This is a genomic window from Streptomyces sp. NPDC057002 (assembly GCF_042673825.1).
Classification (GTDB): domain Bacteria; phylum Actinomycetota; class Actinomycetes; order Streptomycetales; family Streptomycetaceae; genus Streptomyces.
The window spans coordinates 271,408-297,996 of sequence record NZ_JBHURZ010000011.1; the positions used below are offsets into that span (position 1 = coordinate 271,408).

Sequence of the window (26,589 nt, forward strand, 5' to 3'; positions counted from 1 at the left end):
GGGCCCCCGGCGGGGTTCAGGCTTCAGAAACGGTACTGCTCGTCGAATCCGTTGCCCTGCGGCTGCTGTTGCCCGTTGCCCTGGTAGGGGTACGGCTGCTCCGGCGGCAGCTCCTGCCCGTACTCGTCGGTGCGCTGCTGCGGGACCCACACACCGCCGGGCGGGGACTCGCCGCCGTAGGTGCCGGCGTACTGGTCCTGGCCGTAGCCCTGCTGCTGGCCGTAGTACTGCTGGTCGCCGTAGCCGGTGTCGTACGAGGTCCCGCCGTAGGTGGGATTGCCGACGTACGGGTCGGAGTAGGCGGCGTACTGCTGCTGACCCGTGGCGTCGTAGCCCTGCTGCTGGCCGTAGCCCGAGTAGTCGTAGGCGTAGGACTGGTCGGTGCCCTGGGCCGTGGCGGCGTACTGGTCGTGGGGCGGGCCCTGCTGCTGGTAGCCGGTGTCGCCGCCCTGCTGGTAGCCGGTGTCGCCGTAGACGCCGTAGGAGCCGGTGTCGTCCGGGATGGGCTGCGGCTCGTACACGGCGGTGGTCTCGGCGGCCGTCGGCTGGACCGGGCGCGCGGGAGTGAAGACGTCGTCGCGGTCGTAGTCGTCGCCCTGGCCGTAGGAGGCGGCGTCGTGGCGGTAGTCGCCGCCCTCGTCGCCGTAGCCGCCGCCCGCCGCCTCCATGCCGGAGACCTCGAGGGTCGGCTCCTGGCGGCCCCGCTCACCGCGGCCGCGCTTGCTGCCGCCCAGCATCGGGGCGTTCATCGCCCAGCCGGCCGCGAAGCCGCTGCGGAACGACAAGGTGACGTAGGTCTGCCCGACCGCGAAGGCGGCCGCGCCCAGTCCGATCACGACGACCGACGGGATCAGGACACCGACGACGACGCCGAGGAAGCCGGCGAAGGCCAGCAGCCGCCAGCGCAGCCGCGCCTTGTACTGCAACAGCACCTCGCCCAACAGCCACAGCGCGACGATGCCGAACGCGATGTAGAGGACCGCCCAGCCCATGTACGCCCCTCTCCCAGTGGCCGCTACGCAGTGTGTCGTATACCGGTGCGAACGGTCTAGGCCTGCGATGGGTGGTGCAGGCCCAGGTTCTCGTAGATTTCCAGGGTCGCCGTGGAGTTGTTGAGCGTGATGAAGTGCAAGCCGGGCACTCCCTCGGCGAGCAGCCGGGCACAGAACTCCGTGGCGAATTCGATCCCAATGGAGCGTACAGCGGCCGGATCGTCTTTTGCTGTGAGGATCCGCTCTTTCAGGGCGGCCGGGAACACGGCGTTGGTGAGGGAGGGGATCCGCGCCAGCGACTTCACACTGGCGATGGGCATGATCTCGGGGATGATCGGGGTGTCGCAGCCCGCTGCCGCGACCCGGTCGCGCAGCCGCAGATAGTCCTCCGGCTGGAAGAACATCTGCGTGATCGCGTAGTCCGCGCCCGCGCGGCACTTGTCCACGAAGTGGCGGACGTCGGCGTCCCAGTCGCTGGAACGCGGATGCATCGCGGGGAAGGCGGCGACGCCCACGCAGAAGTCGCCGGACGCCTTGATCAGCTCGACCAGTTCGGCGGCATAGGCGAGGCCGCGCGGGTGCGCCACCCAGTCGCCCATCGGGTCGCCGGGCGGGTCGCCGCGCAGGGCGAGCATGTTGCGGATCCCGGCGTCGGCGTACTGGCCGATGATGTTGCGCAGGTCGGCGACCGAGTGGTCGACGGCCGTCAGGTGCGCGATCGGGGTGAGGGTGGTGTCGGAGGCGATCGCCTCGGTCGCCTTGACCGTGCCCGCGCGGGTGGAACCGCCCGCGCCGTAGGTCACGGAGACGAAGTCGGGCGCCACCGCTTCGACCCGGCGCAGGGCGTTCCACAGGTTCCGCTCGCCCTTCGGGGTCTTGGGCGCGTAGAACTCGAACGAGTACGTCGTCTTGCCTGTCGCGAGCATGTCTCGGACGGTGGGTGCGTGGTCCGACCTGATGGATGCGGTGCCGAGGGCCATACCGGCAGGTTAGCCAGGGGCGGTCGGTCACCCAACCGGGCATCGATATTTGCCCGATTTGCGTACTTACTGTCCACCCCTTGGACATCCGGCCCCTGGACATCCGGCCGACCGGCGTACTACTTCTCCCGCAGCCTCTTCGCGAACTCGGTGGCCGCCGCACCCGGGTCGTCGGCCTCGGTGATCGCCCGTACGACGACGACGCGCCGGGCGCCCGCATCGAGGATCTGGTCGAGGTTGCCGAGGTCGATGCCGCCGATGGCGAACCAGGGGCACTCGGTGCCGAGGGCGGCGGTGAACCGGACCAGGTCCAGGCCGGGGGCGTGGCGGCCGGGCTTGGTGGGGGTGGGCCAGCACGGGCCGGTGCAGAAGTAGTCCACGCCGTCCTGGGCGGCGGCCGCGGCGGCCTCTGACTCGGCGTGTGTGGAGCGGCCGATCAGGACGTCGTCGCCGAGGATCGCGCGGGCCGCCGGGACCGGGAGGTCGCCCTGGCCGAGGTGCAGCACGTCGGCGCCGGCGGCGTGGGCGACGTCGGCGCGGTCGTTCACCGCGAGGAGCTTGCCGTGCCGGGCACAGGCGTCGGCGAAGACGGCCAGGTGCTCCAGCTCCTCGCCCGCCTCCATGCCCTTGTCCCGCAACTGCACGATGTCGACCCCGCCGACCAGCACGGCATCGAGGAACTCCTCGAGATCACCCTGCCTCTTGCGGGCGTCGGTGCAGAGGTAGACCCGGGCGTCGGCGAGCTGGGCCCGTGCGGTGGTGGCGGTGTCGGGCATGCGTGGCCCCCTGGGTATCGGTGGCGGCGGGTGCGGACACCCGTGCCGGTGGCGGTGGCGTTGAGGTGCGAGACGCACCCGGGGCCATGGTGAACGGGTGCGAGACGCACCCCTGGCCTGTGGCGTAAGGGCGCGAGACGCACCCGGGCCTGTGGAACTGCCGGGCACCCAGGGCGCCCGTGCCGGTGTCTGCGCCGGGCGGGCGGTGGCCCACGCCCCGAGCGGGGCGCGAGCCACCCCAGGACCGTGGCCCCACGGGCCCCGGCCCTCACACCGGGCAGATCTTCAGGTCCGGCCCCGCTCGCACGGCACCGGACGGTTGTTCGGTCGAGGTCGGGTCAGACCGCGAGCGCCTGGGCGCGGCGCTTCACCTCCGTGCCGCGATTCTCACTCAGTGCCTGCGCCGGGGTGCCGGGCAGGCTCGGGTCGGGGGTGAAGAGCCACTCCAGCATCTCCTCGTCCGTGAAGCCGTCGTCCCGCAGGAGCGTCAAGGTCCCGGACAGGCCCTTGACGACCTTGTCCCCGTCGATGAAGGCGGCGGGGACGTGCAGCGCGCGGTTCTCACCTCGGCGTACGGCGATGAGCTGGCCGTCCTTGACCAGCTGCCGCACACGCGTCACCTCGACATCGAACTGTTCGGCGATGTCGGGGAGGGTGAGCCAGGCGGGGACGAGAGCATCGATCTTTGCGTCAATCTCGGTCACGGAAACCAGCCTGCCATCCCCCACTGACAGTCGGAAGTCAGCCCGGCCCACCTGGGCGGACAACGGGCCCCCGCACTTCCCCCGACAGCTACGCCGTGGCCGCCTTCAGCGGCCTGGCCGGGTCCTCCAGCAGCACCGGATTCATGGCGGCGCCCGACTCGATCAGGCGACGCCCCTGCGCCAGGTCCCGGGGCCGGCCCACCGCCAGCAGGGCGACCAGGCGGTCGCCGCGGAGCCAGCAGACCGTCCAGGCCGGCCCGGCCGGGTCGCCCCGCCACAGGGTCGTGTCGGCACCGGCATGGTGCCCGGCGTACTGCACGAACCGCCCGAACTGCTCGGACCAGAAATACGGCACCGGGTCGTACACCGCCGGGGTCTCCCCCGAGGCCCGGCCGACGATGTTCAGGGCCACCGTGCGCGGCCCCTGGAGGGCGTTGTCCCAGTGGTGGACCAGCAGGCGCTCGCCGTACCGCCCCGAGGGGAAGGATGCGCAGTCGCCGACCGCGTACACGTCCGGCACCGACGTACGCAGGTGCCGGTCGCACACGATCTCGCCCTGGGCACCGAGCTCCACTCCGGAGCCGGCGAGCCACGCCGTGGCGGGGCGGGCGCCGATGCCGACCACGACCGCGCCCGCCGGCAGCCGCGTGCCGTCGTCGAGGAGCACCGCCCCGGGCTCGACGCGCTCCACGCGCGCGTGCGTGCGCAGCACCGCACCCGCGTCGGCGTACCAGCCGGCCATCGGGGCCGCGACCTCGGCGGGCAGCGCCCCGGCGAGCGGCCGTTCGGCGGCCTCCACGACGGTCACCGCGCAGCCGGCCTCGCGCGCGGCGGTGGCGAACTCCGCGCCGATCCAGCCCGCGCCGACGACCACGATGTCGTGCTTGCGGGCCAGCACGGGCCGCAGCCGCTCGGCGTCGTCCAGGGTGCGCAGCAGATGCACGCCCGGCACGCCCTCCGCGCCGGGCAGCCGGACCGGCTCGGCGCCGGTCGCGACGACGAGGGCGTCGTACGGCACGGGCCCGTCCTCGGTGTCCAGCTCGTGATCGCCGGGGCGCAGGCCCAGCACCTCGCAGCCGAGCCGCAGCTCGATGCCGAGGGCCTCGAAGTCGAGGTCGAAGGCGGAGCCCTCGGCCTTGCCGAGCAGGACGGCCTTGGACAACGGGGGCCGGTCGTACGGCTGGTGGGGCTCGGCGCCGATGAGGATCACGGTGCCGCTGAAGCCCTGCTCCCGCAGGGCGACCGCGGTCTGCACACCGGCCATGCCCGCACCCGCCACGACCACGCGCCGCGGCGCGGACGGACCTGCTTCCTGCGTCTGCTCGCTCACCTGATCACCATAGACAACTGACGTTTTGTCAGTCAGTGCTCATGCGCAGTGACCTGCTCCACAACGCTCGTCCCGCTGCCCCGCTGCGACTCCCACTCCCACGTCTCCTCCAGCCTCACCCGCCCGTCGGGCAGCTCCACGACCGTCGACACACAGTGCCCCGAGGAGGTGGTTCCGTCCTGCTTGAGCTGTACGTACCGGAAGTCCAGCCGGTCACCTTCCCGGGTACCCACGAGGTGGCCGCGTACGACGTCGCCGCCCGAGTACTCGGCCCAGATCTCGCCGTCCTTCTCGTGGTACGTGAACCGGGTGCGGGTCCCCACCTGGCCCGGGGCCTGGTCGGCGACCGGGGCGAGGAGAAGACCGTCGAGGGATCGGGCCATGGACGGAGGCTCCCTTACTGCGACATACGGCATCGGGCTAGGGTGGCCAACGTAGAGCACTCGCGGGAGCCCGGACGCACCGGGCTGAGAGGGAGGCTGGCGGCCTCCGACCGTACGAACCTGATCCGGGTCATGCCGGCGAAGGGAGGGGCTGGACGCCCATGCCGCGTACGCGAACGTCAGACGTCCTCGTCATCGGGGGCGGCATCATCGGCCTGGTCACCGCGTGGCGGGCCGCACAACGCGGGCTCACCACGGCCGTGGTGGACCCCGAGCCGGGCGGCGGGGCCGCGCAGGTGGCGGCCGGCATGCTGGCCGCCGTCACGGAACTGCACTACGGCGAGCAGACCCTGCTCGGTCTGAACCTCGCCTCCGCCCGGCGCTACCCGGACTTCGCGGCCGAGCTCACCGACCTCACGGGCCACGACCTCGGCTACCGCCGCTGCGGCACGCTCGCCGTCGCCCTGGACGCCGACGACCGGGCGCATCTGCGCGAACTGCACGCCCTGCAGCAACAGTCCGGCCTGGAGTCGCAGTGGCTGTCGGGGCGGGAGTGCCGTCGCCTGGAGCCGATGCTCGCGCCGGGCGTGCGCGGCGGGCTGCGCGTCGACGGCGACCACCAGATCGACCCGCGGCGGCTGTCCGGGGCGCTGGTGACGGCGTGCGAACGGGCGGGGGTGGTCTTCCACCGGGCATGGGCGGAGCGGCTCACCGTCGTGCGGGACCGGGCCGCGGGCGTCGTCACGGCCGACGGGACCGCCCTGGACGCCGGGCAGGTGGTGCTGGCCGGGGGCAGCCTCAGCGGACGGCTCGCGGGCGTCCCCGAGGACGTACTGCCTCCCGTGCGGCCGGTGAAGGGGCAGGTCGTACGGCTGACCATGCCGGGGCGGCACGGGCCCTTCCTGAGCCGGACCGTGCGCGCGGTCGTGCGCGGCAGCCATGTCTATCTGGTGCCGCGCGAGAGCGGCGAGCTGGTCATCGGGGCGACCAGCGAGGAAACGGGCTGGGACACCACCGTGACGGCGGGCGGCGTGTACGAGCTGCTGCGCGACGCGCACGAGCTGGTCCCGGGCATCACCGAGCTGCCGTTCACGGAGACCCGCGCCGGACTGCGGCCCGGCTCCCCCGACAACGCGCCGCTGCTCGGCCCGACCGGCCTGGAGGGTCTGCTGCTGGCCACCGGGCACTACCGCAACGGTGTCCTGCTCACCCCGGTGACCGGCGACGCCATGGCGCACGTCCTGACGGCGGGCGAACTCCCCGAGGAAGCCCGCCCCTTCACCCCGAAGCGCTTCAGTACCGCCACCGCACTCACGGAGCAGCCCGTATGAACATCTCCGTCAACGGGGAGCCCCGGGACGTCCGGCCCGGCACGGCTCTCGACACCGTCGTGAGGTCGCTCACCGCCTCACCCTCCGGAGTGGCCGCCGCCCTCAACGAAACCGTCGTCCCGCGCGCGCAGTGGCCGGCCACGTCCCTCGCCGAGGGAGACCGCGTGGAAGTCCTCACCGCCGTCCAAGGAGGCTGACCATGGCCGGCGATCCGTTTGTCCTCGGTGGTACGTCCTTCACGTCCCGACTGATCATGGGCACGGGCGGGGCGCCCAGCCTCGATGTGCTGGAGCGTTCCCTGGTCGCCTCCGGGACGGAGCTGACGACGGTCGCGATGCGCCGGGTGAACCCCTCGGTGCACGGTTCGGTGCTGTCCGTCCTGGACCGGCTCGGTATCCGGGTGCTGCCCAACACGGCGGGCTGTTTCACCGCCGGAGAGGCCGTCCTCACGGCCCGTCTCGCGCGCGAGGCCCTCGGCACGGACCTGGTCAAGCTGGAGGTCATCGCCGACGAGCGCACACTGCTGCCGGATCCGATCGAGACGCTGGAGGCGGCCGAGACGCTGGTCGACGACGGGTTCACGGTGCTGCCGTACACCAATGACGACCCCGTGCTTGCGCGGAAGCTGGAGGACGCCGGCTGTGCGGCGATCATGCCGCTCGGCTCGCCGATCGGCTCCGGGCTCGGCATCCGCAACCCGCACAACTTCCAGCTGATCGTCGAGCACGCGCGCGTGCCGGTGATCCTCGACGCCGGCGCCGGTACGGCGTCCGACGCGGCGCTGGCGATGGAGCTGGGCTGCGCCGGTGTGATGCTCGCCTCGGCGGTGACGCGGGCGCAGGAGCCGGTCCTGATGGCCGACGCGATGCGGCATGCCGTGGAGGCGGGGCGGCTGGCGTACCGGGCCGGGCGCATCCCGCGGCGGCATTTCGCGGAGGCGTCGTCCCCGACGGAGGGCGTGGCCGTACTGGACCCGGAGCGGCCCGCCTTCCGGTGACCGGGGGCCACGGCCCGGGACACACGTCACAGGTCAGTCGCAGTACCGGCCCGAATCCGGACGGGGCGGCGGGCTGTCGGTCGTGGCTCGTACACTCGCCTCCGTGGACACGACCCTTCAGGACCCCTTGGTCGGGCAGGTGCTCGACGGCCGGTATCGCATCGACGCGCGGATCGCCGTCGGCGGGATGGCGACGGTCTACCGGGCTGTGGACACCCGGCTGGACCGCGTTCTCGCGCTCAAGGTGATGCACCCCTCGCTCGCCGTCGACGGCTCGTTCGTCGAGCGGTTCATCCGCGAGGCGAAGTCCGTCGCCCGACTGGCCCATCCGAACGTGGTGCAGGTCTTCGACCAGGGCACCGACGGCTCGTACGTCTATCTCGCCATGGAGTACGTCGCGGGCTGCACCCTGCGGGACGTACTGCGCGAGCGCGGGGCCCTGCAGCCGCGGGCCGCCCTGGACATCCTGGAGCCGGTGCTGGCCGCGCTGGGCGCCGCCCACCGCGCCGGGTTCGTGCACCGGGACATGAAGCCCGAGAACGTCCTGATAGGGGACGACGGCCGGGTGAAGGTCGCCGACTTCGGACTCGTCCGTGCCGTGGACACGGTGACGAACACCACAGGGACCGTGCTCGGCACGGTCGCGTACCTCGCACCCGAGCAGATAGAGAACGGCACCGCGGACCCCCGCGTCGACGTGTACGCGTGCGGGGTGATGCTGTACGAGATGCTGACCGGCGACAAGCCGCACGACGCGGACTCCCCGGCCGTGATCCTGTACAAGCACCTGCACGAGGACGTCCCGCCGCCGTCGGCCGCCGTACCCGGTCTGGCCTACGAGCTGGACGAGATGGTCGCCTCGGCGACCGCCCGCACCCCGGACATCCGCCCGCACGACGCGGTGGCGCTGCTCGCGCGGGTCCGCGACGGTCGCGCCGGGCTGAGCGCGGAGCAGCTGGACATGGTGCCGCCGCAGGCGCTCTCCGCGGAGCACGACGGCGCCGACGACCGTACGAGCGTGATCCCGCGCGCGCTGGGGACCCTGCGCCCGCTGCCGGTCAACGAGGACGACGAGACGTCCGAGGCGGCGCTCAACCGCACCAGCCGTTTCGAGTCCCCGCCGCCCCCGCCGTCCCGGCGCCGCCCGGGGTCCCGGCGCGGTCCGCTGGCGATCGTCGTCGCCGTGCTGCTGGTGCTGGGCCTCGGCGGCGGCATCTGGTACATCAACTCGGGCCAGTTCACCGAGGTCCCCCCGCTGCTGGCGAAGACGCAGACCGAGGCCGAGAGCCGGCTGGAGGACGCCGGGCTGGATCTCGGCAAGGTCGAGCACGCCTACAGCGACACCGTGGAGCGGGGCCAGATCATCAGCTCCGACCCGAAGTCCGGGACGCGCATCCGTGGCAACGACTCGGTGAGCATCACCGTCTCCGACGGCCCCGAGACCGTGCGCGTGCCCGCCCTGGAGGGCCAGCAGCTGGCCAAGGCGCGGGCCCAGCTGAAGGAGGACGGTCTTGAGCCGGGCATGGTCACCCGGGAGTTCAGCGAGGACGTGCCGAAGGGCTCGGTGATCTCCGCGCGGCCCGCCGACGGCACGAAGGTGCGCGCGGGCACCGCCGTCGCGCTGGTCGTCAGCAAGGGCAGCCCCATCGACATCCCCGATGTCACCGGCGCGGACGAAGCCGACGCCCGGGCGCAGCTCCAGGACGCCGGGCTCAAGGTGAGGGTCGCCACCGAGCGGGTCAACTCCTCCGAGTTCGACAAGGGCCAGGTCGTCAAGCAGACCCCGAACGCCGGCGGCCGGGCGGCCGGGGGCGACACGGTGACGCTGACGCTGTCCAAGGGCCCCGAGATGATCGAGGTCCCGGACGTGGTCGGCGACACCGTCGACGACGCCACGCAGGCACTGGAGAGCGCCGGGTTCCAGGTCGACGAGGACCGCGGTCTGCTCGGGCTGTTCGGCGACGAGGTCAAGGGGCAGTCCGTCGAGGGCGGCCAGACCGCGCCCAAGGGTTCGACGATCACCATCAAGATCAGGTGACGGGCGCGGGCAGGGAGCCCGTGGACGGGGCAGGGCCGGCCGCATGACACCCTGAACGGGTGAACAATCAGCTGTCCGGCCCCTCCCGCAACCCGGTGGGCGGCCATGTCCCCGTGGCCGGTGGGCTGCACTCCGTCGGTCTGTCGTACGCCCGTGATCTGAAGGCGGAGACCGTCCAGGTCTTCGTCGCCAACCCGCGCGGCTGGGCCACACCGGCCGGGAACCCCAAGCAGGACGAGGCGTTCCGCGCGGTGTGCGAGGCCGAGTCGATCCCGGCGTACGTGCACGCCCCCTACCTGATCAACTTCGGCTCGCACACCGAGGCGACGGTGGAGCGGTCGGTGGAGTCGTTGCGGCACTCGCTGCGCCGCGGGCGGGAGATCGGGGCGCTGGGCGTGGTCGTGCACACCGGCAGCGCGACGGGCGGCCGGGAGCAGTCCGTGGCGCTGAAGCAGGTGCGCGAGCACCTGCTGCCGCTGCTGGACGAGCTGACCCATGACGACGACCCGTATCTGCTGCTGGAGTCGACCGCCGGCCAGGGCGCCTCGCTGTGCTCGCGGACCTGGGACTTCGGCCCGTACTTCGAGGCGCTGGACTCCCACCCGATGCTCGGCGTGTGCCTGGACACCTGCCACATCTTCGCCGCCGGGCACGACCTGACCGGCCCGAGCGGCATGCACCAGACGCTGGACCTGCTGGTGGACACGGTCGGCGAGGGCCGGCTGAAACTGATCCACGCCAACGACTCCAAGGACGTGGTGGGCGCGCACAAGGACCGGCACGAGAACATCGGCGTCGGCCACATCGGCGAGGACCCGTTCCGGGCCCTGATGACGCACCCCGCGACCGAGGGCGTGCCGCTGATCATCGAGACGCCGGGCGGCAAGGAGGGGCACGCGGCGGACGTGGAGCGGCTGAAGAAGCTGCGCGACTGCTGACGGCCTCAGATCAGAGGTCGGGCCCGTCCCCGGGCTCCTCCTGGTACGAGTAGCGCTGCTCCTGCCACGGGTCGCCGACGTTGTGGTAGCCGCGCTCCTCCCAGAAGCCGCGCCGGTCGGCGGTCATGTACTCCACGCCGCGCACCCACTTGGGGCCCTTCCAGGCGTACAGGTGGGGCACGATCAGGCGCAGCGGGAAGCCGTGCTCGGCGGTGAGGAGTTCGCCGTCCTTGTGGGTGGCGAACAGGGCCTGCTCGGAGGCGAAGTCGGACAGCCGGAGGTTGGAGCTGAATCCGTACTCGGCCCACACCATCACATGGGTGACGTCGTCCGCGGGCGGAGCGATGTCGAGGATGGTGCGCGCGGGGACCCCGCCCCACTCGGCGCCCAGCATGCTGAACTTGGTGACGCAGTGCAGATCGGCCACGACGGTGGTGTACGGCAGGGCCGTGAACTCCTCGTGGGTCCAGCAGTGCTTGCCGCCGCCGGCGGTGGCGCCGAAGACCCTGAACTCCCAGCGCTCGGGCCGGAACTTGGGGACGGGACCGTAGTGCGTGACCGGCCAGCCGCGCTGCAATCGCTGTCCCGGCGGAAGCCCGGGCTGCGTCGCTCCTGCTGAATCGCGCCCTTCTCCCGATTCGCGTCCCACCGGCTGACCCATGTGTCCATCCTGACAGACCTCGGGTGATGCCCCTGACCCGGGCCATTCCAAAACGGGGCAATGCGAACTAAGCATGCCCTTACTTACTAAGTGAAGACTTACTGGACGATCTTCTTCCGCGGTGGAATCATGCGGCGCAACCTGCCAGTTCTTACGCGTGGAAGGAGCCTCTGCGATGCAGGGCGACCCCGAGGTCCTCGAATTCCTTAACGAGCAGTTGACCGGCGAGCTGACGGCGATCAACCAGTACTGGCTGCACTACCGGATCCAGGACAACAAAGGCTGGACCAAGCTCGCCAAGTACACGCGTGAAGAGTCCATCGATGAGATGAAGCACGCGGACAAGATCACCGAGCGCATCCTCATGCTGGACGGCCTGCCCAACTACCAGCGGCTCTTCCATGTCCGGGTCGGGCAGACGGTCACCGAGATGTTCCAGGCCGACCGGCAGGTCGAGGTCGAGGCGATCGACCGTCTCAAGCGGGGCATCGAGGTGATGCGTACCAAGGGCGACATCACGTCCGCGAACCTCTTCGAGTCGATCCTCGAGGACGAGGAGCACCACATCGACTATCTGGACACGCAGCTCGAGCTCATCGAGAAGCTCGGCGAGGCGCTGTACATCGCGCAGCAGATCGAGCAGCCCAGCTAGGAGCTGCCTAGGCGGCGCCTTCCAGTTCCGAGAGCACCGGCTCGCCCCGGTCGGCCAGATCGCGGCGAGGGCACGCACCCCTGCCGAGGATCGCCTGGATACGGCGTACGCACGACCCGCAGTCCGTGCCCGCCTTGCAGGCGGAGGCTATCTGGCGGGGGGTGCAGGCACCGCTGTCCGCGTGCTGCTTGACCTGCTGCTCGGTGATCCCGAAGCAACTGCAGATGTACACGCGGCTCACCTCCCGGCGGGTTGTTTCCTGGTGCCGTCCCCGTTAATCGGTGAGGCTAACCTAACCTTACCCGCCGGGCCGGAGCCACAAAAGTGGAGAGGGGCGCGGATCCTGTGATCCGCGCCCCAGTCCATGCCCGGGTAACAGGCGAGCCCGTTACTGGTCCCTGTACATCTCGGCCACGAGGAACGCCAGGTCGAGCGACTGGCTGCGGTTGAGCCGCGGGTCGCAGGCCGTCTCGTAGCGCTGGTGCAGATCGTCGACGAAGATCTCGTCACCGCCGCCCACGCACTCGGTGACGTCGTCGCCGGTCAGCTCCACGTGGATGCCGCCCGGGTGGGTGCCGAGCGCCTTGTGGACCTCGAAGAAGCCCTTGACCTCGTCGAGCACGTCGTCGAAGCGGCGGGTCTTGTGCCCGGAGGCCGCCTCGAAGGTGTTGCCGTGCATCGGGTCGGTCACCCAGGCCACGGTGGCGCCCGAGGCGGTGACCTTCTCGACCAGCTCGGGGAGCTTGTCGCGGACCTTGTCGGCGCCCATGCGGACGATGAAGGTCAGCCGGCCCGGCTCACGCTCCGGGTCGAGGCGCTCGATGTACTGCAGCGCGTCCTCGGCCGTGGTCGTCGGGCCCAGCTTGATGCCGATCGGGTTGCGGATCTTCGAGGCGAACTCGACATGCGCGTGGTCCAGCTGCCGGGTGCGCTCGCCGATCCACACCATGTGCCCGGAGACGTCGTAGAGGTGTCCGGTGCGCGAGTCGACCCGGGTCAGGGCGGACTCGTAGTCGAGCAGCAGCGCCTCGTGCGAGGCGTAGAACTCGACCGTCTTGAACTCCTCCGGGTCGGCCCCGCAGGCGTGCATGAAGTTCAGCGCCTGATCGATCTCGCGGGCGAGCTGCTCGTAGCGCTGCCCCGACGGGGACGACTTCACGAAGTCCTGGTTCCAGGCGTGCACCTGGCGCAGGTCGGCGTAGCCGCCGGTGGTGAAGGCGCGCACCAGGTTCAGCGTGGAGGCGGACGCGTGGTACATCCGCTTCAGGCGCTCGGGGTCCGGGATGCGGGCGGCCTCGTTGAAGTCGAAGCCGTTGACCGAGTCGCCGCGGTAGGTCGGCAGGGTCACGCCGTCGCGGGTCTCGGTGCCCTTGGAGCGCGGCTTGGAGTACTGGCCGGCGATCCGGCCGACCTTCACCACGGGCACGGACGCGGCGTACGTGAGCACGGCGCCCATCTGGAGCAGCGTCTTCAGCTTGTTGCGGATGTGGTCCGCGGACACCGCGTCGAAGGCCTCGGCGCAGTCGCCGCCCTGGAGGAGGAACGCCTCTCCCTTGGCGACGGCCGCCATCCGGGCACGCAGCTGGTCGCACTCGCCCGCGAAGACGAGCGGCGGATACGACTCGAGGTCCGCAACGACTGCGCGCAGAGCCTCGGTGTCGGGGTACTCGGGCTGCTGCGCCGCGGGCAGGTCTCGCCAGGTGTTGCCAGCACTCGCGCTGGTCTTAGCGTTCACGGTCACGACCTCAACATTACGGGGTCGTGTCGGGCGTCCTGACCCATGCCCAGCAATTGAGACACCGCGTACGCTCCTCGGACATGGGATAGGGTGCGTCGCATGTTCGCGCACTCGACCCAGACCTGGTGGTGGACCGCTCATCCGGCGGCCCGCTGACTGCGCGTACGACAGACTTCGCGAAGGCCGCCCGAGGGGCGGCCTTCGGCGTTTCCGGGGCCCGTTCCTCACCGGCATCGATCGACATCGACGGAAGAGGAACCATGGACCTGGCACAGCTCCTTCACGATCCGCGCCCCTTCGCGCTGCTGCGCCGCCGCACCCCGGGCCAGGACCATGATCAGGTCGAGGTCCTGGTCGGCCCGGTCGCCACGTACGACCGTCTCGCGGACCTCCCCGGCGAGGGCCTCGCGCTCGTCCCCTTCCGGCAGATCCGCGAGCGCGGCTTCGACGTCCGCGACGACGGCACGCCCCTGGCGGTGCTGACGCCCGAGGAGTCGTACGAGATCCCGCTGGCCGACGCCCTGGGACAGCTCCCGGGGCATGACGTACGGGTCGAGGGCGGTGGCTTCGACGTCGGCGACGAGGAGTACGCGGAGATCGTCGGGCGGGTGCTGCGGGAGGAGATCGGGCGGGGCGAGGGCGCGAACTTCGTGATCCGGCGGACGTACGAGGGTGAGATCCCCGGGTTCGGCCGGGCCGACGCGCTGGCGCTGTTCCGGCGGCTCCTGGAGGGCGAGCGGGGCGCGTACTGGACGTTCGTCGTGCACACCGGGGACCGGACGCTGGTCGGGGCGAGCCCGGAGGTGCACGTCCGGATGTCCGGCGGCACGGTCGTCATGAACCCGATCAGCGGCACCTACCGCTACCCCGCCGGGGGGCCGACGCCGGAGCATCTGCTCGGCTTCCTCGCCGACGGCAAGGAGATCGAGGAGCTGTCGATGGTCGTCGACGAGGAGCTCAAGATGATGTGCACCGTCGGCGACATGGGCGGCGTCGTGGTGGGGCCCCGGCTGAAGGAGATGGCGCACCTCGCGCACACCGAGTACGAGCTGCGCGGGAAGTCCTCGCTGGACGCGCGGGAGGTGCTGAAGGAGACCATGTTCGCGGCGACCGTCACCGGCTCGCCGGTGCAGAACGCCTGCCGGGTGATCGAGCGGCACGAGGTCGGGGGGCGTGGCTACTACGCCGGGGCGCTGGCCCTCCTCGGGCGGGATTCCGGCGGGGCGCAGACCCTCGACTCCCCCATCCTCATCCGTACCGCCGACATCGACGCGGACGGCGGGCTGCGGGTGCCGGTGGGTGCCACGCTCGTGCGCGGGTCCGACCCGGCGAGTGAGGTCGCGGAGACGCATGCGAAGGCGGCGGGGGTGCTGGCGGCCCTGGGCGTACGGCCGGGCAGGCCGCGTGCGGAGGCCGTGCGGCCGAAGCTCGCCGAGGATCCACGCGTGCGTGCCGCGCTCGACGGGCGCCGGGCGTCGCTGGCGCCGTTCTGGCTGCGGATGCAGGAGCGCTCCGAGGGGCTCACCGGGCACGCCTTGGTCGTCGACGGCGAGGACACCTTCACGGCGATGCTCGCGCATGTGCTGCGCTCGAGCGGTCTGGAGGTGACCGTCCGGCGGTACGACGAGGCAGGGCTGCGGGAGGCGGTGCTCGCGCACGAGGGGCCGGTGGTGCTCGGCCCGGGTCCCGGGGACCCCGCAGATCTCACCGACCCCAAGATGCGGATCCTGCGGGGCCTCACCGCCGAGGTCGTCCGCGGCCATCCGCACGGCGTGCTGGGTGTCTGCCTCGGGCACGAGCTGATCGCGGCCGAGCTGGGGCTGGAGATCGTACGGAAGGACGTGCCGTACCAGGGCGCGCAGACGGAGATCGAGCTGTTCGGGCGGCGCGAGACCGTCGGCTTCTACAACAGCTTCGTGGCGCGCTGCGACGAAGAGGCCCACCAGGAGCTGGCCGCGCACGGCGTCGAGGTCAGCCGGGCCGCGAACGGCGAGGTGCACGCCGTGCGCGGGCCCGGGTTCGCCGGTGTGCAGTTCCATCCCGAGTCGGTCCTGACGCTGAACGGCGCGGCGGTCGTGCAGGAGCTGGTGGGGCGGTTGCGCAACACGACCGTGTAGCCGTCCGGGGGCCGGTGCCCCCGGACGTCCGTGTCCCGGTCAGCCGAAGAAGACGCCGACCTCCTCGTACAGCGTGGGGTCCACCGTCTTCAGGCGGGCCGTCGCGTCGGCGATCGGGACCCGGACGATGTCCGTGCCGCGCAGGGCGACCATCGTGCCGAAGTCGCGGTCGCGGACGCAGTCGATGGCGTGCAGGCCGAAGCGGGTGGCGAGCCAGCGGTCGAAGGCGCTGGGGGTGCCGCCGCGCTGGACGTGGCCCAGGACCGTGGTACGGGCCTCCTTGCCCGTGCGCTTCTCGATCTGCTTGGCCAGCCACTCGCCGACGCCGGAGAGGCGGACGTGCCCGAAGGAGTCCAGCGTCTGGTCCTTGAGGACCATGTCGCCGTCCTTCGGCATCGCCCCTTCGGCGATGACGACGATCGGCGCGTACGAGGCCTTGAAGCGGGACGTCACCCAGGCGCAGACCTGCTCGACGTCGAAGCGCTGCTCGGGGATGAGGATGACGTTCGCGCCGCCGGCCAGGCCGGAGTGGAGGGCGATCCAGCCGGCGTGCCGGCCCATCACCTCGACGACCAGGACCCGCATATGGGACTCGGCGGTGGTGTGCAGCCGGTCGATCGCCTCGGTCGCGATGCCGACCGCGGTGTCGAAGCCGAAGGTGTAGTCGGTGGCGGACAGGTCGTTGTCGATGGTCTTCGGGACGCCGACGCAGGGCACGCCGTGGTCGCCGGACAGCCGGGCGGCCACGCCCAGGGTGTCCTCGCCGCCGATGGCGATGAGCGCCTCGACCTCCAGCTCGGCGAGGTTCTCCTTGATACGGCGGATGCCGTGCTCCTCCTTCAGCGGGTTGGTCCGCGAGGAGCCGAGGATGGTGCCGCCGCGGGGCAGGATGCCGCGCACGGCGGGAATGTCGAGTCGGACGGTGTCGCCTTCCAGGGGTCCTCGCCAGCCGTCCCGGAAGCCGGTGAAGTCATAGCCGTACTCCTGCACGCCCTTGCGGACGATGGCCCGGATGACGGCGTTGAGGCCGGGGCAGTCGCCGCCTCCGGTCAGTACTCCGACGCGCATGGAACAGTCCCTTCGCCGCAGGTGCCTGACGAAGGGTCAGTGTGACGTGCGCCTCACTCGTCGTCGAGGCCGCGCTCTATCGCGTACCTGACCAGCTCGACCCGGTTGTGCAGCTGGAGCTTGCCGAGGGTGTTCTGGACGTGGTTCTGCACCGTGCGGTGGGAGATGACCAGGCGCTCGGCGATCTGCTTGTAGCTCAGGCCCTTGGCGACCAGGCGCAGCACCTCGGTCTCGCGGTCGGTGAGCCGGGGCGCCTTCGGTTCGTCGGTGTCCGGGGCGGAGGCGGGTTCGGAGGCCAGGCGGCGGTACTCGCCGAGGACCAGCCCGGCGAGGCCGGGGGTGAAGACCGGGTCGCCGACGGCCGTGCGGCGCACCGCGTCCTGGAGTTCCCCCGTAGAGGCCGACTTCAGCAGGTAGCCGGTCGCGCCGGACTTCACGGCCTCCAGGACGTCGGCGTGCTCACCGCTCGCGGACAGCACCAGGACGCGCAGCGCGGGGTCGGCGGCGACGACCTCCTTGCAGACCTGGACGCCGGGCTTGGCGGGCAGGTTCAGGTCCAGCACGAGGACGTCGGGTGCGGCGGCCTTGGCGCGGCGCACGGCCTGGTCGCCGTCGCCCGCGGTGGCGACCACCTCGAAGCCCGACTCGGCCAGGTCACGGGCGACGGCGTCGCGCCACATGGGGTGGTCGTCGACCACCATGACCTTGATCGGGTCCTCGGCCGGGCCCCGCGGGTTCTCCGTGGTCTCCGTCATCGCCGCTCCGCCTTCCCCCGCGCTTCCGTCACGTCCTTCGGTACCTTCAGCTCGACCTCCGTGCCCTGGCCCGGCACCGAGACCAGTTCCGCGCTGCCGCCGAGGTCGCGCAGCCGGCCGCGGATCGACAGGGCGACACCGAGCCGACCCTCGCCCTCGGCCTGGGCGAGCCGCCCCTCCGGGATGCCGGGGCCGTCGTCCCGGACGGTGACGATCACCTCGTCCGGCTCGTCCTCGACCAGGATCCACGCGCGCGCCTGCTCCCCGGCGTGCCTGCGGACATTGTCCAGGGCGGCCCCGACGGCCGCGGCCACCTCACGGGCCGCGACCGGGGTCAGCGGCACGGGCGCGCCGGGCTCGGCGAGGCTGACCTTGGCCCCGGCGTACGGCGCGAGCAGGGCACGCAGGTCTACCGGGCCGCTCTGCCGCGGCTCCTCGTCGACGGACCGGACGACCGCTCCCTCGGCGGCGTCCTCCGAGACCCGGGAGACGGGCACGAGCCCGCCGGAGACCAGGGTGCGCAGCGCGACTTCCTGCTCGCCCGCCATCCGGCCCAGCTCGGCCGCCTCGCCGCCGATCACCGCCCCGCGCCGCTGCACCATCGCCAGCACCTGGAGCACGCTGTCGTGGATGTCCCGGGCGAGCCGCTCCCGCTCCCTGGTGGCGGCCTCGATCTCCAGGGCGCGGGCGAGGGTGCGCTCGGAGGCGCGGGCGACCTCGACCACGTAGCCGATGGCGATGGAGGCGATGCAGACGAGGATGACGTTGTGGACGGTGTCGCGGGCCGGGGTGCCGCGCTCGACCAGGTTGGCCACGGCCACGAGGCCGGAGGCGAGGGCCGCCCAGCGCCAGCCGCCCTTGACGGCGAAGGCGAGGACGGCTCCGGCGGTCCAGATCGACGGCAGGGTCGGGCCGCCCGCCTGGACCCGCTCGTGCGCGTCGGCGACGGGCGTGAGCAGGATGCCGGCGATCGCGATGGTGAGGTCGGCGGTGAGGAACCGCTTGGTGCAGCCGGCGGCGTTCGCGACCCGGGGCAGGGTGGCCAGGGTCCATACGCCCAGTACGGCGTAGTAGGCGACGGCGACCCAGGGGCGGGCGAACTCGTCGTAGGCGGTGGCGAACAGGCCCACCGCGTACAGCATCGTCAGCACCCGGTAGCCGGTCAGCGCACGCCACAGCGGCTGCTCGACCGACATCCTCATGACTCGCTCGCGCTCGGCCATCTCCCCGCCCCCCGGCTTCGAGCCCCGACTAGGGCTCGGTCCGCCGCTGCTCCGTCCGGTCCTTCTCGGCCTGGTCCTTCTCGGCCTGTTCCCTCTGGGCCTTGTCCTTCGCGGCCTGTTCCTTCTCCGCCCGCGCGAGTGCGGCCTTCGCCGCCTTCTCGGCTTCCTTCTCCGCCTTGGCCGCGTCCGCGATCTGCCGCTTCATGGCCGTCGCGTACATGTCGACGTACTCCTGGCCGGAGAGCTTCATGATCTCGTACATGACCTCGTCGGTCACGGCGCGCAGCACGAAACGGTCGTGCTCCATGCCCTGGTAGCGGCTGAAGTCCAGGGGCTTGCCGATCCGGATGCCCGGGCGCATCAGCTTCGGCATGACCTTGCCGGGCGGCTGGATCTTCTCCGTGTCGATCATGGCGACGGGCAGGACGGGCGCGCCGGTCGCGAGGGCCACGCGCGCGAGGCCGCCCGGCTTGCCCCGGTAGAGCCGCCCGTCGGGCGAGCGCGTCCCCTCCGGGTAGATACCGAACAGCTCGCCGCGCTCCAGCACCTCTATGCCGCTCTTGATGGCCGCCTCACCCGCGCCGCGCGCACCGGAGCGGTCCACGGGGAGCTGGCCGACGCCCTTGAAGAAGGCGGCCGTCAGCCGGCCCTTCACACCGGGCGTGGTGAAGTACTCGGCCTTCGCGATGAACGTGACCTTGCGGTCCAGTACCGCGGGCAGGAAGAACGAGTCCGAGAAGGACAGGTGGTTGCTCGCCAGGATCGCGGCGCCCTCTGCGGGAACGTTCTCCAGGCCTTCCACCCAGGGCCTGAAGGCGACCTTCAGCGGTCCCCCAACAGCGACCTTCATCGCGCCGTACAACAACCGAGTGCCTCCTGTATGTGTCGGTCAGACCTTAACCCGGAGCGCTGTCAAAGGCTCCGACGGCCCTGGTCGGTGTCAGTGCGGTCGCGTACGGTGAAGGTCCCGCGAACGACGTGCGACCCCCTCCATGACGTTCCGTGACATTCCGTGATCGTGTCAGTCCCTTCTCACGACCAGGAGGCCGAAGGTGCCGGTCCTTTCCGGAGCCGAGCCGTTTCGCCACGAGGGCGGGGAGGTCGCCGTCCTCCTCTGCCACGGTTTCACCGGATCACCGCAGTCGCTGCGCCCCTGGGCGGAGCATCTCGCCGAGCGCGGCCTCACCGTCTCCCTGCCGCTGCTGCCCGGGCACGGCACCCGCTGGGAGGACCTGCGGATCACCGGCTGGCAGGACTGGTACGCGGAGGTGGACCGCGAGCTGCGCCTCCTGTGCGAGCGCCGTGAGCAGGTGTTCGTGGCCGGTCTGTCCATGGGCGGCGCCCTGGCCCTGCGGCTGGCCGCGAAGCACGGCGACGCCGTCAGCGGCGTGGTGGTCGTCAACCCCGCGAACAAGGTGCACGGCCTGGCGGCGCACGCGCTCCCGGTGGTCCGCCACCTCGTCCCCGCGACGAAGGGCATCGCCAGCGACATCGCCAAGCCGGACAGCCGGGAGCTCGGCTACGACCGGGTCCCGCTGCACGCGGCGCACTCCCTGCGCCAGTTCTTCCGGATCGCCGACGGCGAGCTGCCGCAGGTCACGCAGCCGGTGCTGCTGCTGCGCAGCCCGCAGGACCATGTGGTGCCGCCCGCCGACTCCGCCCGCATCCTCAGCCGCATCTCCTCGACGGATGTGAAAGAGGTCATCCTGGAACAGAGCTACCACGTCGCCACGTTGGACCATGACGCGGACCGGATCTTCGAGGAGAGCGTCGAGTTCATCGGCCGGCTCGCGTCCGGCCTCGGCAAGGAACCCGGTCTCGGCAAGGAAGGGACGACCGCAGGTGGCTGAGCACGACTCGGACCGCGAGGACCGTGAGCCGGACGAGCAGGGCGTCCCGTTCGACGAGGAGGCCGCCTGGGCCGCGATCGTCGCCGCGTACGGCGAGGAGCCGCCGGACCCGCCGGGCGCCAAGCCCTTCAAGTCGATCGAGGACCTGGCCCTGCTGGAGACTCCGACCAACGACGACCTGGTGGACACGGCCGGGGCCCCCGGGGAGGCGGCGAAGCCCGCCGAGCCCGAGGGACCTGAGGCCAAGGGGCCCGGGGACAAGCCGGTCAAGCCGGCCACCCCGGCCACCCCGGCCACGCCGCTGGGCGGCTCCGTCTCCTTCGCACCCGGCGTCGGCCCGCGTGACTACTCCGCGCCCGAGCCCGCCGAGGACGACTTCGACGAGGACGACGAGGGCCACTTCGTGCCGCCGGAGCCGCCCCCGCTGCCCGCGGCCGACGTCACCGCGAAGTTCGCCTGGCTGGGCGTGCTCGGCGGTCCGGTGCTGCTTCTGCTGGCCGTGGTGCTCGGCTGGGAGATGGAGTGGTGGCTGGCCACGGCGGGGATCGGCGGGTTCCTGGGCGGGTTCGCGACGCTGGTGATGCGGATGCGGACGGACGACGAGGACGACGAGGATCCGGGGCGCGGGGCGGTCGTCTAACCGGCCGGCACCTTGAGGGCGGCCAGGACCGGGAGGTGGTCCGTGGCCGCCCTCAGGTCTGTCCCGGTCACCCCGGGGTGACCGGACGGCACGCCGCAGCCCAGCACCTCGATGCCCTTGGTCGCGAAGATCGCGTCGATGCGCTGGTAGGGGTCGGCGGGGGTCCAGGTGTGCTCGCCGCCCCAGGGCGCGGCGGCCCAGCAGTCGGTGAGACCGTCGGTCAGCCGGCGGAAGGTGCGGCCGTCCGGGCGCTCGTTCAGGTCGCCGCCGGCGATCGCGTGCTCCACGCCCATCCCGGCGAGCCGGTCGAGGAGCATGCCGCCCTGCTCGTAGCGCTCGTCCTTCTGCAGCGACAGATGGCAGCTCAGGACGCCGAGCCGGGTGCCGGCGAACCGGACGACGGCGGTGGCGAAGCCGCGGCGGTGCAGGCCGGGGGTGGGGGGCAGGAGGATGTCCTCGGTGCGTTCCACCCCCGCCCGGAGCGAACTGAGGATCGCCGGTCCGGTGGTGGTGGCGCCGCCGGTGACGATCACCAGGTCGGCCGCGCGGGCCAGGCGGGCGAGTTTCTTGCGCCAGCGGAAGAAGCGGGGGGCTTCCTGGACCAGGACCAGGTCGGGTTCGCACGCCCTGATGACACGGGCCAGGGCGGCGGTGTCGTCGCGCATCGAGCGGATGTTGTAGGTGAGGACCCTGATGACCGCGGAACCGTCGGGTTCGGTACGGGAGTTGGGGAGCAGGGGCATGTGAGCAATTTACGCCCAATGGCTCGGGGCGCGAGGATTGTGCGCGCGTGCCGGTCGTATGTGGCTGATCGCGCAGTTCCCCGCGCCCCCAAGACAAAGAAAGGGCGTTACATGATCGGGTCGGGTTCCCTCGCCAGGTCCGCTGCCCCCACCAGGCCTGCCTTGTTGCCCAGTTCGGCGGCCCTCACCTCCGCCACCGGGCGCCAGTTGCCGCCGACCAGCCAGCGCTTGTAGGACTTGCGGATCGGGCCGAGGACCAGTTCGCCCTCGTCGGAGAGGCCGCCGCCCACGATGAACGCGGAGGGGTCGAAGAGGGAGGCCAGGTCGGCGAGGCCCGCGCCGACCCAGCGGGCCAGCTCGCGGTAGGAGTCGACGGCCACACGGTCGCCCTGGCGGGCGGCCATGGAGATGTGCTTGCCCTCGATGCCCTCGGGCGTGCCGTTGCCGAGGCCGAGCAGGATCTCGGCGTTCTCCGGGGTGGCGTTGGCGCGCTGCTTGGCGTACCTGACGAGCGCGCGTCCCGAGGCGTACTGCTCCCAGCAGCCCTGCGAGCCGCAGCCGCACAGCAGGCCGTCCGGCACCATGCGGATGTGGCCGAACTCGGCGGCCACGCCGAAGTGGCCGCGGCGCAGCTTGTTGCCGATGATGATGCCGCCGCCGAGGCCAGTGCCCAGGGTGATGCAGATGACGTTGCGGTGGCCCTTGCCCCCGCCGAACTTGTACTCGCCCCACGCCGCGGCGTTGGCGTCGTTCTCGACGACCACCGGAAGGCCCACGCGGGCCTCGACCTTCTCCTTGAGCGGCTCGTTGCGCCAGTGGATGTTGGGCGCGAAGTAGACCTCGGAGCGCTGCCGGTTCACATAACCGGCGGCGCCGATGCCCACGCCGACGATGTCGTGCCCGACTCGGGCGCCTTCCACCGCCGAGGCGATGGCGTCCACGATGCCCTCGGCCGTGCCCGGGGTCGGCACCTTGTGGGTCGAGAGGATGTTGCCTTCCTCATCGACCACGCCGGCCGCGATCTTCGTGCCGCCGATGTCGACGCCGATGGTGAGTCCCATGAATCCCTCAGTTTCGGTCGAGCCCCGCTACGGCCAACGGTACCCGAGAGGCCGGGGGCTCGGCCGGGGGCTCAGTCCAGGTCGATGCGTTCCCCGGGGCCGTCGTCGTCGCCACGGTCGCGGCGTTCGTCCAGGTCACGGGGGTCGGTGTCGTCGTCCCGGCCGGTCCAGCGCCCCTCCTGGGCCTGGACGGCGGAGCGGTAGGCGGCGAGGAGTTCGTTCCCCGCCGCCGCGAGGTGGTCGAAGACGTCCGGATTGCGCTCGATGACGGGTTCCACGGCGTCCTTGGCCTGCTGGACGACCTGCCGGACGACCTGCTGGGCGGCGGGCCCGGCGACCGCGCCGAACAGCGGGGACTCGAGGCCGGACAGCTTGTCCGCGACGGCGTCGACGAGCTTCTTCAGTTCCTCGGCCGCGGAACCCGCGGGCGGGCCGTACTGAGCACGGCGGCGGGCCTTCTCCGCCTCGAGGTCCTCGGCGCACGCGGTCGCCCAGGCGTCGGCGTCGGTCGCCCGTACCTCGTCCACGGCCTCTTCGCGGGCGGCGTCGGACGGGGGGAGCTCTTCGCTCATGACGGACTCCTGACTACGGTTCGTCTCTACGACGTTACCCGAACGGGCGTACCGCGCTCACCGGGCCTGCGGCCACAGTTTCGGGTCGGGTGCGAAACGGATGCGCAGCTCGCCCTCGCGCAGGGCGGCCCCGTCGACGGTGCAGCGGCGCAGCGCGGAGGGCAGCGGGACGATACGGCGGAACCGCCCCGCGGTGACGACCAGTTCGTCGCCCCGCCGGACGAGGTCGAGTTCCTCGCGTATGGCGCCGGGCAGCGGGATGTGCCAGACGAGCACACCGTCCTCGCCGAGCCGGTCGGTCACGGGCCAGTCGACCGGGGAGCCGGTGTGCTCGGCGCCGGGCACCGCGAGGGCGGTGAGGTCGTCGGTGCCGCGCGGGTCGCGTCCTAGGTGGGCGACGGTGCGCAGGTCGTGCGCCTCCCGCCACTCCTCCAGCGTCTTGCGCTGCTGGGCGACGGGGCCGGCGAGCCAGGTGTCCGGGGACGCCTCGGGCAGGACGCGGTTGGCGACCACGACGTCGGTGCGCAGGCCGCGCAGGGCGAGTCCGAGGCCGGCGGTGCGGACGGCGTCGGCACCGGCCGGGCCGGGCTCGGCGACCAGCCGTACGACGGTGTCGCGGTCGGCGACGATCGCCTCCACGGCGGCCAGCTCCAGATCCCAGCGCCCGGCCGTCTCGTACAGCCACTCGGCGGGCATCGGAACGCCGGCGAGCCGTCCCAGGACGGGCCGCAGGGCCCGGGCGGCCTGCCGTTCGGGCGGCAGCAGACGGCGCAGATAGCGGCGCAGTTCCTCGGGCAGGGCGAGGAGGGCGAGGGCCTGCGGCGTCGGCGGCAGGTCGACGACGAGGAGGTCGTACGACTCCGACAGCGCGGCGTCGCGCAGGGCGCGCAGCAGGGCGAGTTCCTCCGCACCGGGCAGCGGCGTGAGTTCCTCGGGATCCAGCCGGGAGGCGCCGAGGAGATCCAGGGCGGAGGAGGCACGGTCCTGAAGGGCGGTGAGGTCCTTGCGGAAGTCCTGAGCGGGGTCGGGCCGCCAGGCGGTGAGACACGGTGCGGCTTCGACCGGAGCCGGGCCCGTGCCGACCCCCAGCGCGGCACCGAGGGTGTCGGTGCGGTCGGCACTGAGGACGAGGGTGCGGGTGCCCTCGCGGGCGGCGGTGACCGCGGTGGCAGCGGCGAGCGTGGTACGCCCGCTACCGCCGGGGCCCATGATCAGGATGGTGCGCATGGGAAGGAACGGTAACCGAGTCGCCCCTCAAGGGGCGCGGGGAACTGCGCGATCAGCCAGAACGCACCCGCACCCGGCCGACGACCGCGATCAGGCCGACTCGACCCGCTTCTTCAGCCCGGCCAACGCCCGGTCGATGATGACCTTCTCGGCCTTCCGCTTGATCATCCCCAGCATCGGGATCTTGACGTCCACGGTCAGCACATACGTGACCTCCGTACCCCCCGCCCCGGCCGGCTTGAGGATGTACGAGCCGTCCAGAGACCGCAGCATCTGGGACTTCACCAGCGTCCAGGACACCTCGTTCTCGCCGGTCCAGGTGTACCCGAGAACCTGGTCGTCCTTGATCGCACCCGCGTCCATGACGAGGCGGACCTGCTCGGCGCGGCCCTGCTCGTCGGTCTTGAGGACCTCCGCCTCCTTCACCTCGCCGGTCCAGTCCGGGTAGCGGGCGAAGTCGGAGATGACCGCCATGACGTCGGCCGGGGCTGCCTCGATGGTGATGCTCGAGCTGGTGTGTTCCGCCATCGCCGTGGCTCCTCCAGATACGGGCCGGTAAGACGTCGTCGTGCGCACGTGTGTGCAGCGTGAAGGCTACCGCGCACGGGCCCCGCCGATCTCACCCGACCTGGGACGTCCTCACCATTCCAGCGCCCAGGGCGTCCCGGTCGCCGCGAAGTGCCCCACGTTCACGCACTCGGTGGCCCCGATCCGCATCCGTCGGGTGAGCGGCTGGTGCACGTGCCCGAACAGGGCGTATCGGGGCCGGGTGCGGTGGATGGCGTCCAGCAGGGCGCGGCTGCCCCGCTCGAAGCGGCGGGCGACGGTGTCGTAGACCAGCTCGGGAACCTCGGGCGGGATGTGGGTGCAGAGCACGTCGACCTCGCCCACGGCCTCGATCTTCGCCGCGTACTCCTCGTCGCTGATCTCGTACGGCGTCCGCATCGGCGTGCGCAGGCCGCCGCCCACGAAGCCGAAGACCCGGCCGCCGATCTCGACGCGCTCGCCGTCGAGGACGGTCGTGCCGGGCCCGGCGTACTCCTGCCACAGCGGCGGCATGTCGACGTTGCCGTAGGTCGCGTACGTAGGAGAGGGGAACGCGGCGAACATCTCGGCGTACTGCTTGCGCACCGCCTTTTCGATCACCGAGGCGCGGTCGGCGCCGACCCCGGCCCACAGCCGGGCCCCGAGCTCCCGCGCCTCCTCGAAACGGCGGGCGGTGCGCAGCGCCACGAGGCGGTGGGCGTTCTCGACGCCGAACAGGTCGGGGAAGATGCCGCGCGAGTGGTCGGCGTAGTCGAGGAAGAGGACGAGGTCGCCCAGGCAGATCAGGGCGTCGGCGCCCTCGCCGGCCCGGGCCAGGTCACGGGCGTTGCCGTGCACGTCGCTCACCACGTGCACGCGTGTCCTGTGGTTTCCGGCTGGTGTGGGTGCCATGGCGATCAAGGGTAGGCCGAGCGCTGTCCTTGTGAACAGTGGCGGCCCTACCTGCGGTTACTGGCCAGTCAGTTAGTGCGTGGACTACTGTGCGCGAAGGAATACCCAAGTGTGTGACGCAGCGAACATCTCGACAGGACCCCCTGTCGCAGAAGCCATACCGGCGGGTAACGTCCGGGCCGTCCAGTTGTGCTCTGCATTTCAACAAGTGAATGCCTGAGTACCTGCCCGAGCCTTGGACCGCACCGTCGCAGCACACAACGTCGTGGCGCCGGCGCCCTATGAGGAGCAGCAGTCTTGCGCGAGTTCAGCCTTCCGGCTTTGTACGAGGTCCCTGCGGACGGAAATCTCACCGACATCGTCCGCAGAAACGCCG

At 71.6% G+C, this 26,589-nt stretch carries 29 protein-coding genes and 1 riboswitch; of the genes, 10 read left to right on the forward strand and 19 right to left on the reverse strand.

Annotation, left to right across the window (positions count from 1 at the left end; genetic code table 11):
* Positions 1-23: 23 nt before the first annotated feature.
* The 6 genes from ACFT32_RS40390 to ACFT32_RS40415 all read right to left on the reverse strand — a co-directional run bounded on the left by ACFT32_RS40390 (position 24) and on the right by ACFT32_RS40415 (position 5,165).
* Positions 24-992: a hypothetical protein gene (locus ACFT32_RS40390; RefSeq protein WP_382499136.1), complete on the reverse strand. Its 969-nt coding sequence runs from the start codon at positions 990-992 to the stop codon at positions 24-26.
* Between the two features lie 56 nt (positions 993-1,048).
* Positions 1,049-1,972, reverse strand: a complete 924-nt coding sequence (gene metF, locus ACFT32_RS40395; protein ID WP_382499138.1) for a methylenetetrahydrofolate reductase [NAD(P)H] — start codon at positions 1,970-1,972, stop codon at positions 1,049-1,051.
* 119 nt (positions 1,973-2,091) lie between these two features.
* Positions 2,092-2,748 (reverse strand): thiamine phosphate synthase, encoded by a 657-nt coding sequence (gene thiE / locus ACFT32_RS40400; protein WP_382499140.1) that lies wholly within the window; start codon positions 2,746-2,748, stop codon positions 2,092-2,094.
* Between the two features lie 338 nt (positions 2,749-3,086).
* Positions 3,087-3,452, reverse strand: coding sequence for an Rv2175c family DNA-binding protein (locus ACFT32_RS40405; RefSeq protein WP_184596507.1), 366 nt, complete (start codon positions 3,450-3,452; stop codon positions 3,087-3,089).
* An 88-nt stretch (positions 3,453-3,540) separates the two neighbouring features.
* On the reverse strand, positions 3,541-4,782 hold the full coding sequence (locus ACFT32_RS40410; RefSeq protein WP_382499143.1) for an NAD(P)/FAD-dependent oxidoreductase: 1,242 nt from the start codon (positions 4,780-4,782) through the stop codon (positions 3,541-3,543).
* A gap of 32 nt (positions 4,783-4,814) precedes the next feature.
* Positions 4,815-5,165 (reverse strand): hypothetical protein, encoded by a 351-nt coding sequence (locus ACFT32_RS40415; protein WP_382499144.1) that lies wholly within the window; start codon positions 5,163-5,165, stop codon positions 4,815-4,817.
* 52 nt (positions 5,166-5,217) lie between these two features.
* A riboswitch (TPP riboswitch) is annotated at positions 5,218-5,329 on the forward strand.
* Here ACFT32_RS40415 and thiO point away from each other — a divergent pair.
* From thiO to ACFT32_RS40440, 5 genes are all read left to right on the forward strand, one after another.
* Positions 5,327-6,496, forward strand: a complete 1,170-nt coding sequence (thiO, locus tag ACFT32_RS40420) for a glycine oxidase ThiO (RefSeq protein WP_382499146.1) — start codon at positions 5,327-5,329, stop codon at positions 6,494-6,496. (Overlaps the previous riboswitch by 3 nt.)
* Positions 6,493-6,693: a sulfur carrier protein ThiS gene (thiS, locus tag ACFT32_RS40425; RefSeq protein WP_382499147.1), complete on the forward strand. Its 201-nt coding sequence runs from the start codon at positions 6,493-6,495 to the stop codon at positions 6,691-6,693. The genes thiO and thiS overlap by 4 nt, the downstream gene beginning before the upstream one ends.
* A gap of 2 nt (positions 6,694-6,695) precedes the next feature.
* The gene (locus ACFT32_RS40430; protein WP_382499149.1) at positions 6,696-7,493 is read left to right on the forward strand and encodes a thiazole synthase; all 798 of its coding nucleotides are present in this window, start codon (positions 6,696-6,698) and stop codon (positions 7,491-7,493) included.
* Between the two features lie 103 nt (positions 7,494-7,596).
* Positions 7,597-9,531 carry a Stk1 family PASTA domain-containing Ser/Thr kinase gene (gene pknB / locus ACFT32_RS40435; RefSeq protein WP_382499150.1) on the forward strand — a complete coding sequence of 645 codons (1,935 nt, stop codon included), beginning with the start codon at positions 7,597-7,599 and terminating at the stop codon, positions 9,529-9,531.
* A 59-nt stretch (positions 9,532-9,590) separates the two neighbouring features.
* Positions 9,591-10,469, forward strand: coding sequence for a deoxyribonuclease IV (locus ACFT32_RS40440; RefSeq protein ID WP_382499152.1), 879 nt, complete (start codon positions 9,591-9,593; stop codon positions 10,467-10,469).
* A gap of 10 nt (positions 10,470-10,479) precedes the next feature.
* Here ACFT32_RS40440 and ACFT32_RS40445 read toward each other — a convergent pair whose 3' ends face one another.
* Complete coding sequence (locus tag ACFT32_RS40445; protein ID WP_215122006.1) at positions 10,480-11,130, reverse strand: sulfite oxidase-like oxidoreductase; 651 nt, start codon at positions 11,128-11,130, stop codon at positions 10,480-10,482.
* A 175-nt stretch (positions 11,131-11,305) separates the two neighbouring features.
* Here ACFT32_RS40445 and bfr point away from each other — a divergent pair, with 175 nt between their 5' ends.
* The gene (gene bfr, locus ACFT32_RS40450) at positions 11,306-11,782 is read left to right on the forward strand and encodes a bacterioferritin (RefSeq protein WP_031107638.1); all 477 of its coding nucleotides are present in this window, start codon (positions 11,306-11,308) and stop codon (positions 11,780-11,782) included.
* A gap of 7 nt (positions 11,783-11,789) precedes the next feature.
* Here bfr and ACFT32_RS40455 read toward each other — a convergent pair whose 3' ends face one another.
* Together ACFT32_RS40455 and ACFT32_RS40460 are read right to left on the reverse strand one after the other, a co-directional pair.
* Positions 11,790-12,014, reverse strand: coding sequence for a bacterioferritin-associated ferredoxin (locus ACFT32_RS40455; RefSeq protein WP_382499154.1), 225 nt, complete (start codon positions 12,012-12,014; stop codon positions 11,790-11,792).
* 156 nt (positions 12,015-12,170) lie between these two features.
* Positions 12,171-13,523 carry a class II 3-deoxy-7-phosphoheptulonate synthase gene (locus tag ACFT32_RS40460; protein ID WP_382499156.1) on the reverse strand — a complete coding sequence of 451 codons (1,353 nt, stop codon included), beginning with the start codon at positions 13,521-13,523 and terminating at the stop codon, positions 12,171-12,173.
* A gap of 96 nt (positions 13,524-13,619) precedes the next feature.
* Between ACFT32_RS40460 and ACFT32_RS40465 the strand changes: the two genes are divergently transcribed.
* Positions 13,620-13,676: a trp operon leader peptide gene (locus ACFT32_RS40465; RefSeq protein WP_078625594.1), complete on the forward strand. Its 57-nt coding sequence runs from the start codon at positions 13,620-13,622 to the stop codon at positions 13,674-13,676.
* A 104-nt stretch (positions 13,677-13,780) separates the two neighbouring features.
* Complete coding sequence (locus ACFT32_RS40470; protein ID WP_382499158.1) at positions 13,781-15,637, forward strand: anthranilate synthase family protein; 1,857 nt, start codon at positions 13,781-13,783, stop codon at positions 15,635-15,637.
* A 39-nt stretch (positions 15,638-15,676) separates the two neighbouring features.
* On the opposite strand, the gene ACFT32_RS40475 is transcribed toward ACFT32_RS40470, so the two are convergent.
* From ACFT32_RS40475 to ACFT32_RS40490, 4 genes are read right to left on the reverse strand one after another with little or no spacing between them, the layout of a single operon-like run.
* Positions 15,677-16,705, reverse strand: coding sequence for a 6-phosphofructokinase (locus tag ACFT32_RS40475; RefSeq protein ID WP_382499159.1), 1,029 nt, complete (start codon positions 16,703-16,705; stop codon positions 15,677-15,679).
* A 53-nt stretch (positions 16,706-16,758) separates the two neighbouring features.
* Positions 16,759-17,460, reverse strand: a complete 702-nt coding sequence (locus ACFT32_RS40480) for a response regulator (RefSeq protein ID WP_382499160.1) — start codon at positions 17,458-17,460, stop codon at positions 16,759-16,761.
* Positions 17,457-18,683, reverse strand: coding sequence for a MacS family sensor histidine kinase (gene macS / locus ACFT32_RS40485; protein WP_382499163.1), 1,227 nt, complete (start codon positions 18,681-18,683; stop codon positions 17,457-17,459). The genes ACFT32_RS40480 and macS overlap by 4 nt, the downstream gene beginning before the upstream one ends.
* A 28-nt stretch (positions 18,684-18,711) precedes the next feature.
* Entirely contained in the window at positions 18,712-19,533 is an 822-nt protein-coding gene (locus tag ACFT32_RS40490) for a lysophospholipid acyltransferase family protein (protein WP_382499165.1), read from the reverse strand.
* A gap of 202 nt (positions 19,534-19,735) precedes the next feature.
* Here ACFT32_RS40490 and ACFT32_RS40495 point away from each other — a divergent pair, with 202 nt between their 5' ends.
* Positions 19,736-20,533, forward strand: a complete 798-nt coding sequence (locus ACFT32_RS40495; RefSeq protein ID WP_382499166.1) for an alpha/beta hydrolase — start codon at positions 19,736-19,738, stop codon at positions 20,531-20,533.
* Positions 20,526-21,173, forward strand: a complete 648-nt coding sequence (locus tag ACFT32_RS40500) for a hypothetical protein (RefSeq protein WP_382499167.1) — start codon at positions 20,526-20,528, stop codon at positions 21,171-21,173. Before ACFT32_RS40495 ends, ACFT32_RS40500 begins: the two co-directional genes overlap by 8 nt.
* Here the strand turns inward: ACFT32_RS40500 and ACFT32_RS40505 are convergent.
* The 6 genes from ACFT32_RS40505 to ACFT32_RS40530 all read right to left on the reverse strand — a co-directional run bounded on the left by ACFT32_RS40505 (position 21,170) and on the right by ACFT32_RS40530 (position 26,171).
* Positions 21,170-21,916, reverse strand: a complete 747-nt coding sequence (locus ACFT32_RS40505; RefSeq protein ID WP_382499169.1) for an endonuclease/exonuclease/phosphatase family protein — start codon at positions 21,914-21,916, stop codon at positions 21,170-21,172. The two genes, ACFT32_RS40500 and ACFT32_RS40505, sit on opposite strands and share 4 nt — an antisense overlap.
* A 107-nt stretch (positions 21,917-22,023) precedes the next feature.
* Positions 22,024-22,977 carry an ROK family glucokinase gene (locus tag ACFT32_RS40510; protein ID WP_215121994.1) on the reverse strand — a complete coding sequence of 318 codons (954 nt, stop codon included), beginning with the start codon at positions 22,975-22,977 and terminating at the stop codon, positions 22,024-22,026.
* A gap of 71 nt (positions 22,978-23,048) precedes the next feature.
* Positions 23,049-23,549, reverse strand: coding sequence for a DUF5304 domain-containing protein (locus tag ACFT32_RS40515; protein WP_382499171.1), 501 nt, complete (start codon positions 23,547-23,549; stop codon positions 23,049-23,051).
* A 57-nt stretch (positions 23,550-23,606) separates the two neighbouring features.
* The gene (locus ACFT32_RS40520) at positions 23,607-24,776 is read right to left on the reverse strand and encodes an ArsA family ATPase (protein WP_382499173.1); all 1,170 of its coding nucleotides are present in this window, start codon (positions 24,774-24,776) and stop codon (positions 23,607-23,609) included.
* A 90-nt stretch (positions 24,777-24,866) separates the two neighbouring features.
* Positions 24,867-25,304, reverse strand: a complete 438-nt coding sequence (locus tag ACFT32_RS40525; RefSeq protein ID WP_184596455.1) for an SRPBCC family protein — start codon at positions 25,302-25,304, stop codon at positions 24,867-24,869.
* Between the two features lie 111 nt (positions 25,305-25,415).
* Entirely contained in the window at positions 25,416-26,171 is a 756-nt protein-coding gene (locus ACFT32_RS40530; protein WP_382499197.1) for a metallophosphoesterase, read from the reverse strand.
* Between the last annotated feature and the right edge of the window lie 418 nt (positions 26,172-26,589).

Coding starts and splice junctions, on each gene's coding strand:
- macS (WP_382499163.1), bottom strand. CDS start 18,683: ATGGCCGAGCGCGAGCGAGTCATGAGGATGTCGGTCGAGCAGCCGCTG.
- ACFT32_RS40515 (WP_382499171.1), bottom strand. CDS start 23,549: ATGAGCGAAGAGCTCCCCCCGTCCGACGCCGCCCGCGAAGAGGCCGTG.
- ACFT32_RS40525 (WP_184596455.1), bottom strand. CDS start 25,304: ATGGCGGAACACACCAGCTCGAGCATCACCATCGAGGCAGCCCCGGCC.
- ACFT32_RS40505 (WP_382499169.1), bottom strand. CDS start 21,916: ATGCCCCTGCTCCCCAACTCCCGTACCGAACCCGACGGTTCCGCGGTC.
- ACFT32_RS40510 (WP_215121994.1), bottom strand. CDS start 22,977: ATGGGACTCACCATCGGCGTCGACATCGGCGGCACGAAGATCGCGGCC.
- thiE (WP_382499140.1), bottom strand. CDS start 2,748: ATGCCCGACACCGCCACCACCGCACGGGCCCAGCTCGCCGACGCCCGG.
- ACFT32_RS40480 (WP_382499160.1), bottom strand. CDS start 17,460: ATGACGGAGACCACGGAGAACCCGCGGGGCCCGGCCGAGGACCCGATC.
- ACFT32_RS40520 (WP_382499173.1), bottom strand. CDS start 24,776: ATGCGCACCATCCTGATCATGGGCCCCGGCGGTAGCGGGCGTACCACG.
- ACFT32_RS40415 (WP_382499144.1), bottom strand. CDS start 5,165: ATGGCCCGATCCCTCGACGGTCTTCTCCTCGCCCCGGTCGCCGACCAG.
- thiO (WP_382499146.1), top strand. CDS start 5,327: ATGCCGCGTACGCGAACGTCAGACGTCCTCGTCATCGGGGGCGGCATC.
- ACFT32_RS40475 (WP_382499159.1), bottom strand. CDS start 16,705: ATGCGCGTCGGAGTACTGACCGGAGGCGGCGACTGCCCCGGCCTCAAC.
- bfr (WP_031107638.1), top strand. CDS start 11,306: ATGCAGGGCGACCCCGAGGTCCTCGAATTCCTTAACGAGCAGTTGACC.
- thiS (WP_382499147.1), top strand. CDS start 6,493: ATGAACATCTCCGTCAACGGGGAGCCCCGGGACGTCCGGCCCGGCACG.
- ACFT32_RS40470 (WP_382499158.1), top strand. CDS start 13,781: ATGGACCTGGCACAGCTCCTTCACGATCCGCGCCCCTTCGCGCTGCTG.
- ACFT32_RS40445 (WP_215122006.1), bottom strand. CDS start 11,130: ATGGGTCAGCCGGTGGGACGCGAATCGGGAGAAGGGCGCGATTCAGCA.
- ACFT32_RS40430 (WP_382499149.1), top strand. CDS start 6,696: ATGGCCGGCGATCCGTTTGTCCTCGGTGGTACGTCCTTCACGTCCCGA.
- ACFT32_RS40490 (WP_382499165.1), bottom strand. CDS start 19,533: ATGAAGGTCGCTGTTGGGGGACCGCTGAAGGTCGCCTTCAGGCCCTGG.
- metF (WP_382499138.1), bottom strand. CDS start 1,972: ATGGCCCTCGGCACCGCATCCATCAGGTCGGACCACGCACCCACCGTC.
- ACFT32_RS40390 (WP_382499136.1), bottom strand. CDS start 992: ATGGGCTGGGCGGTCCTCTACATCGCGTTCGGCATCGTCGCGCTGTGG.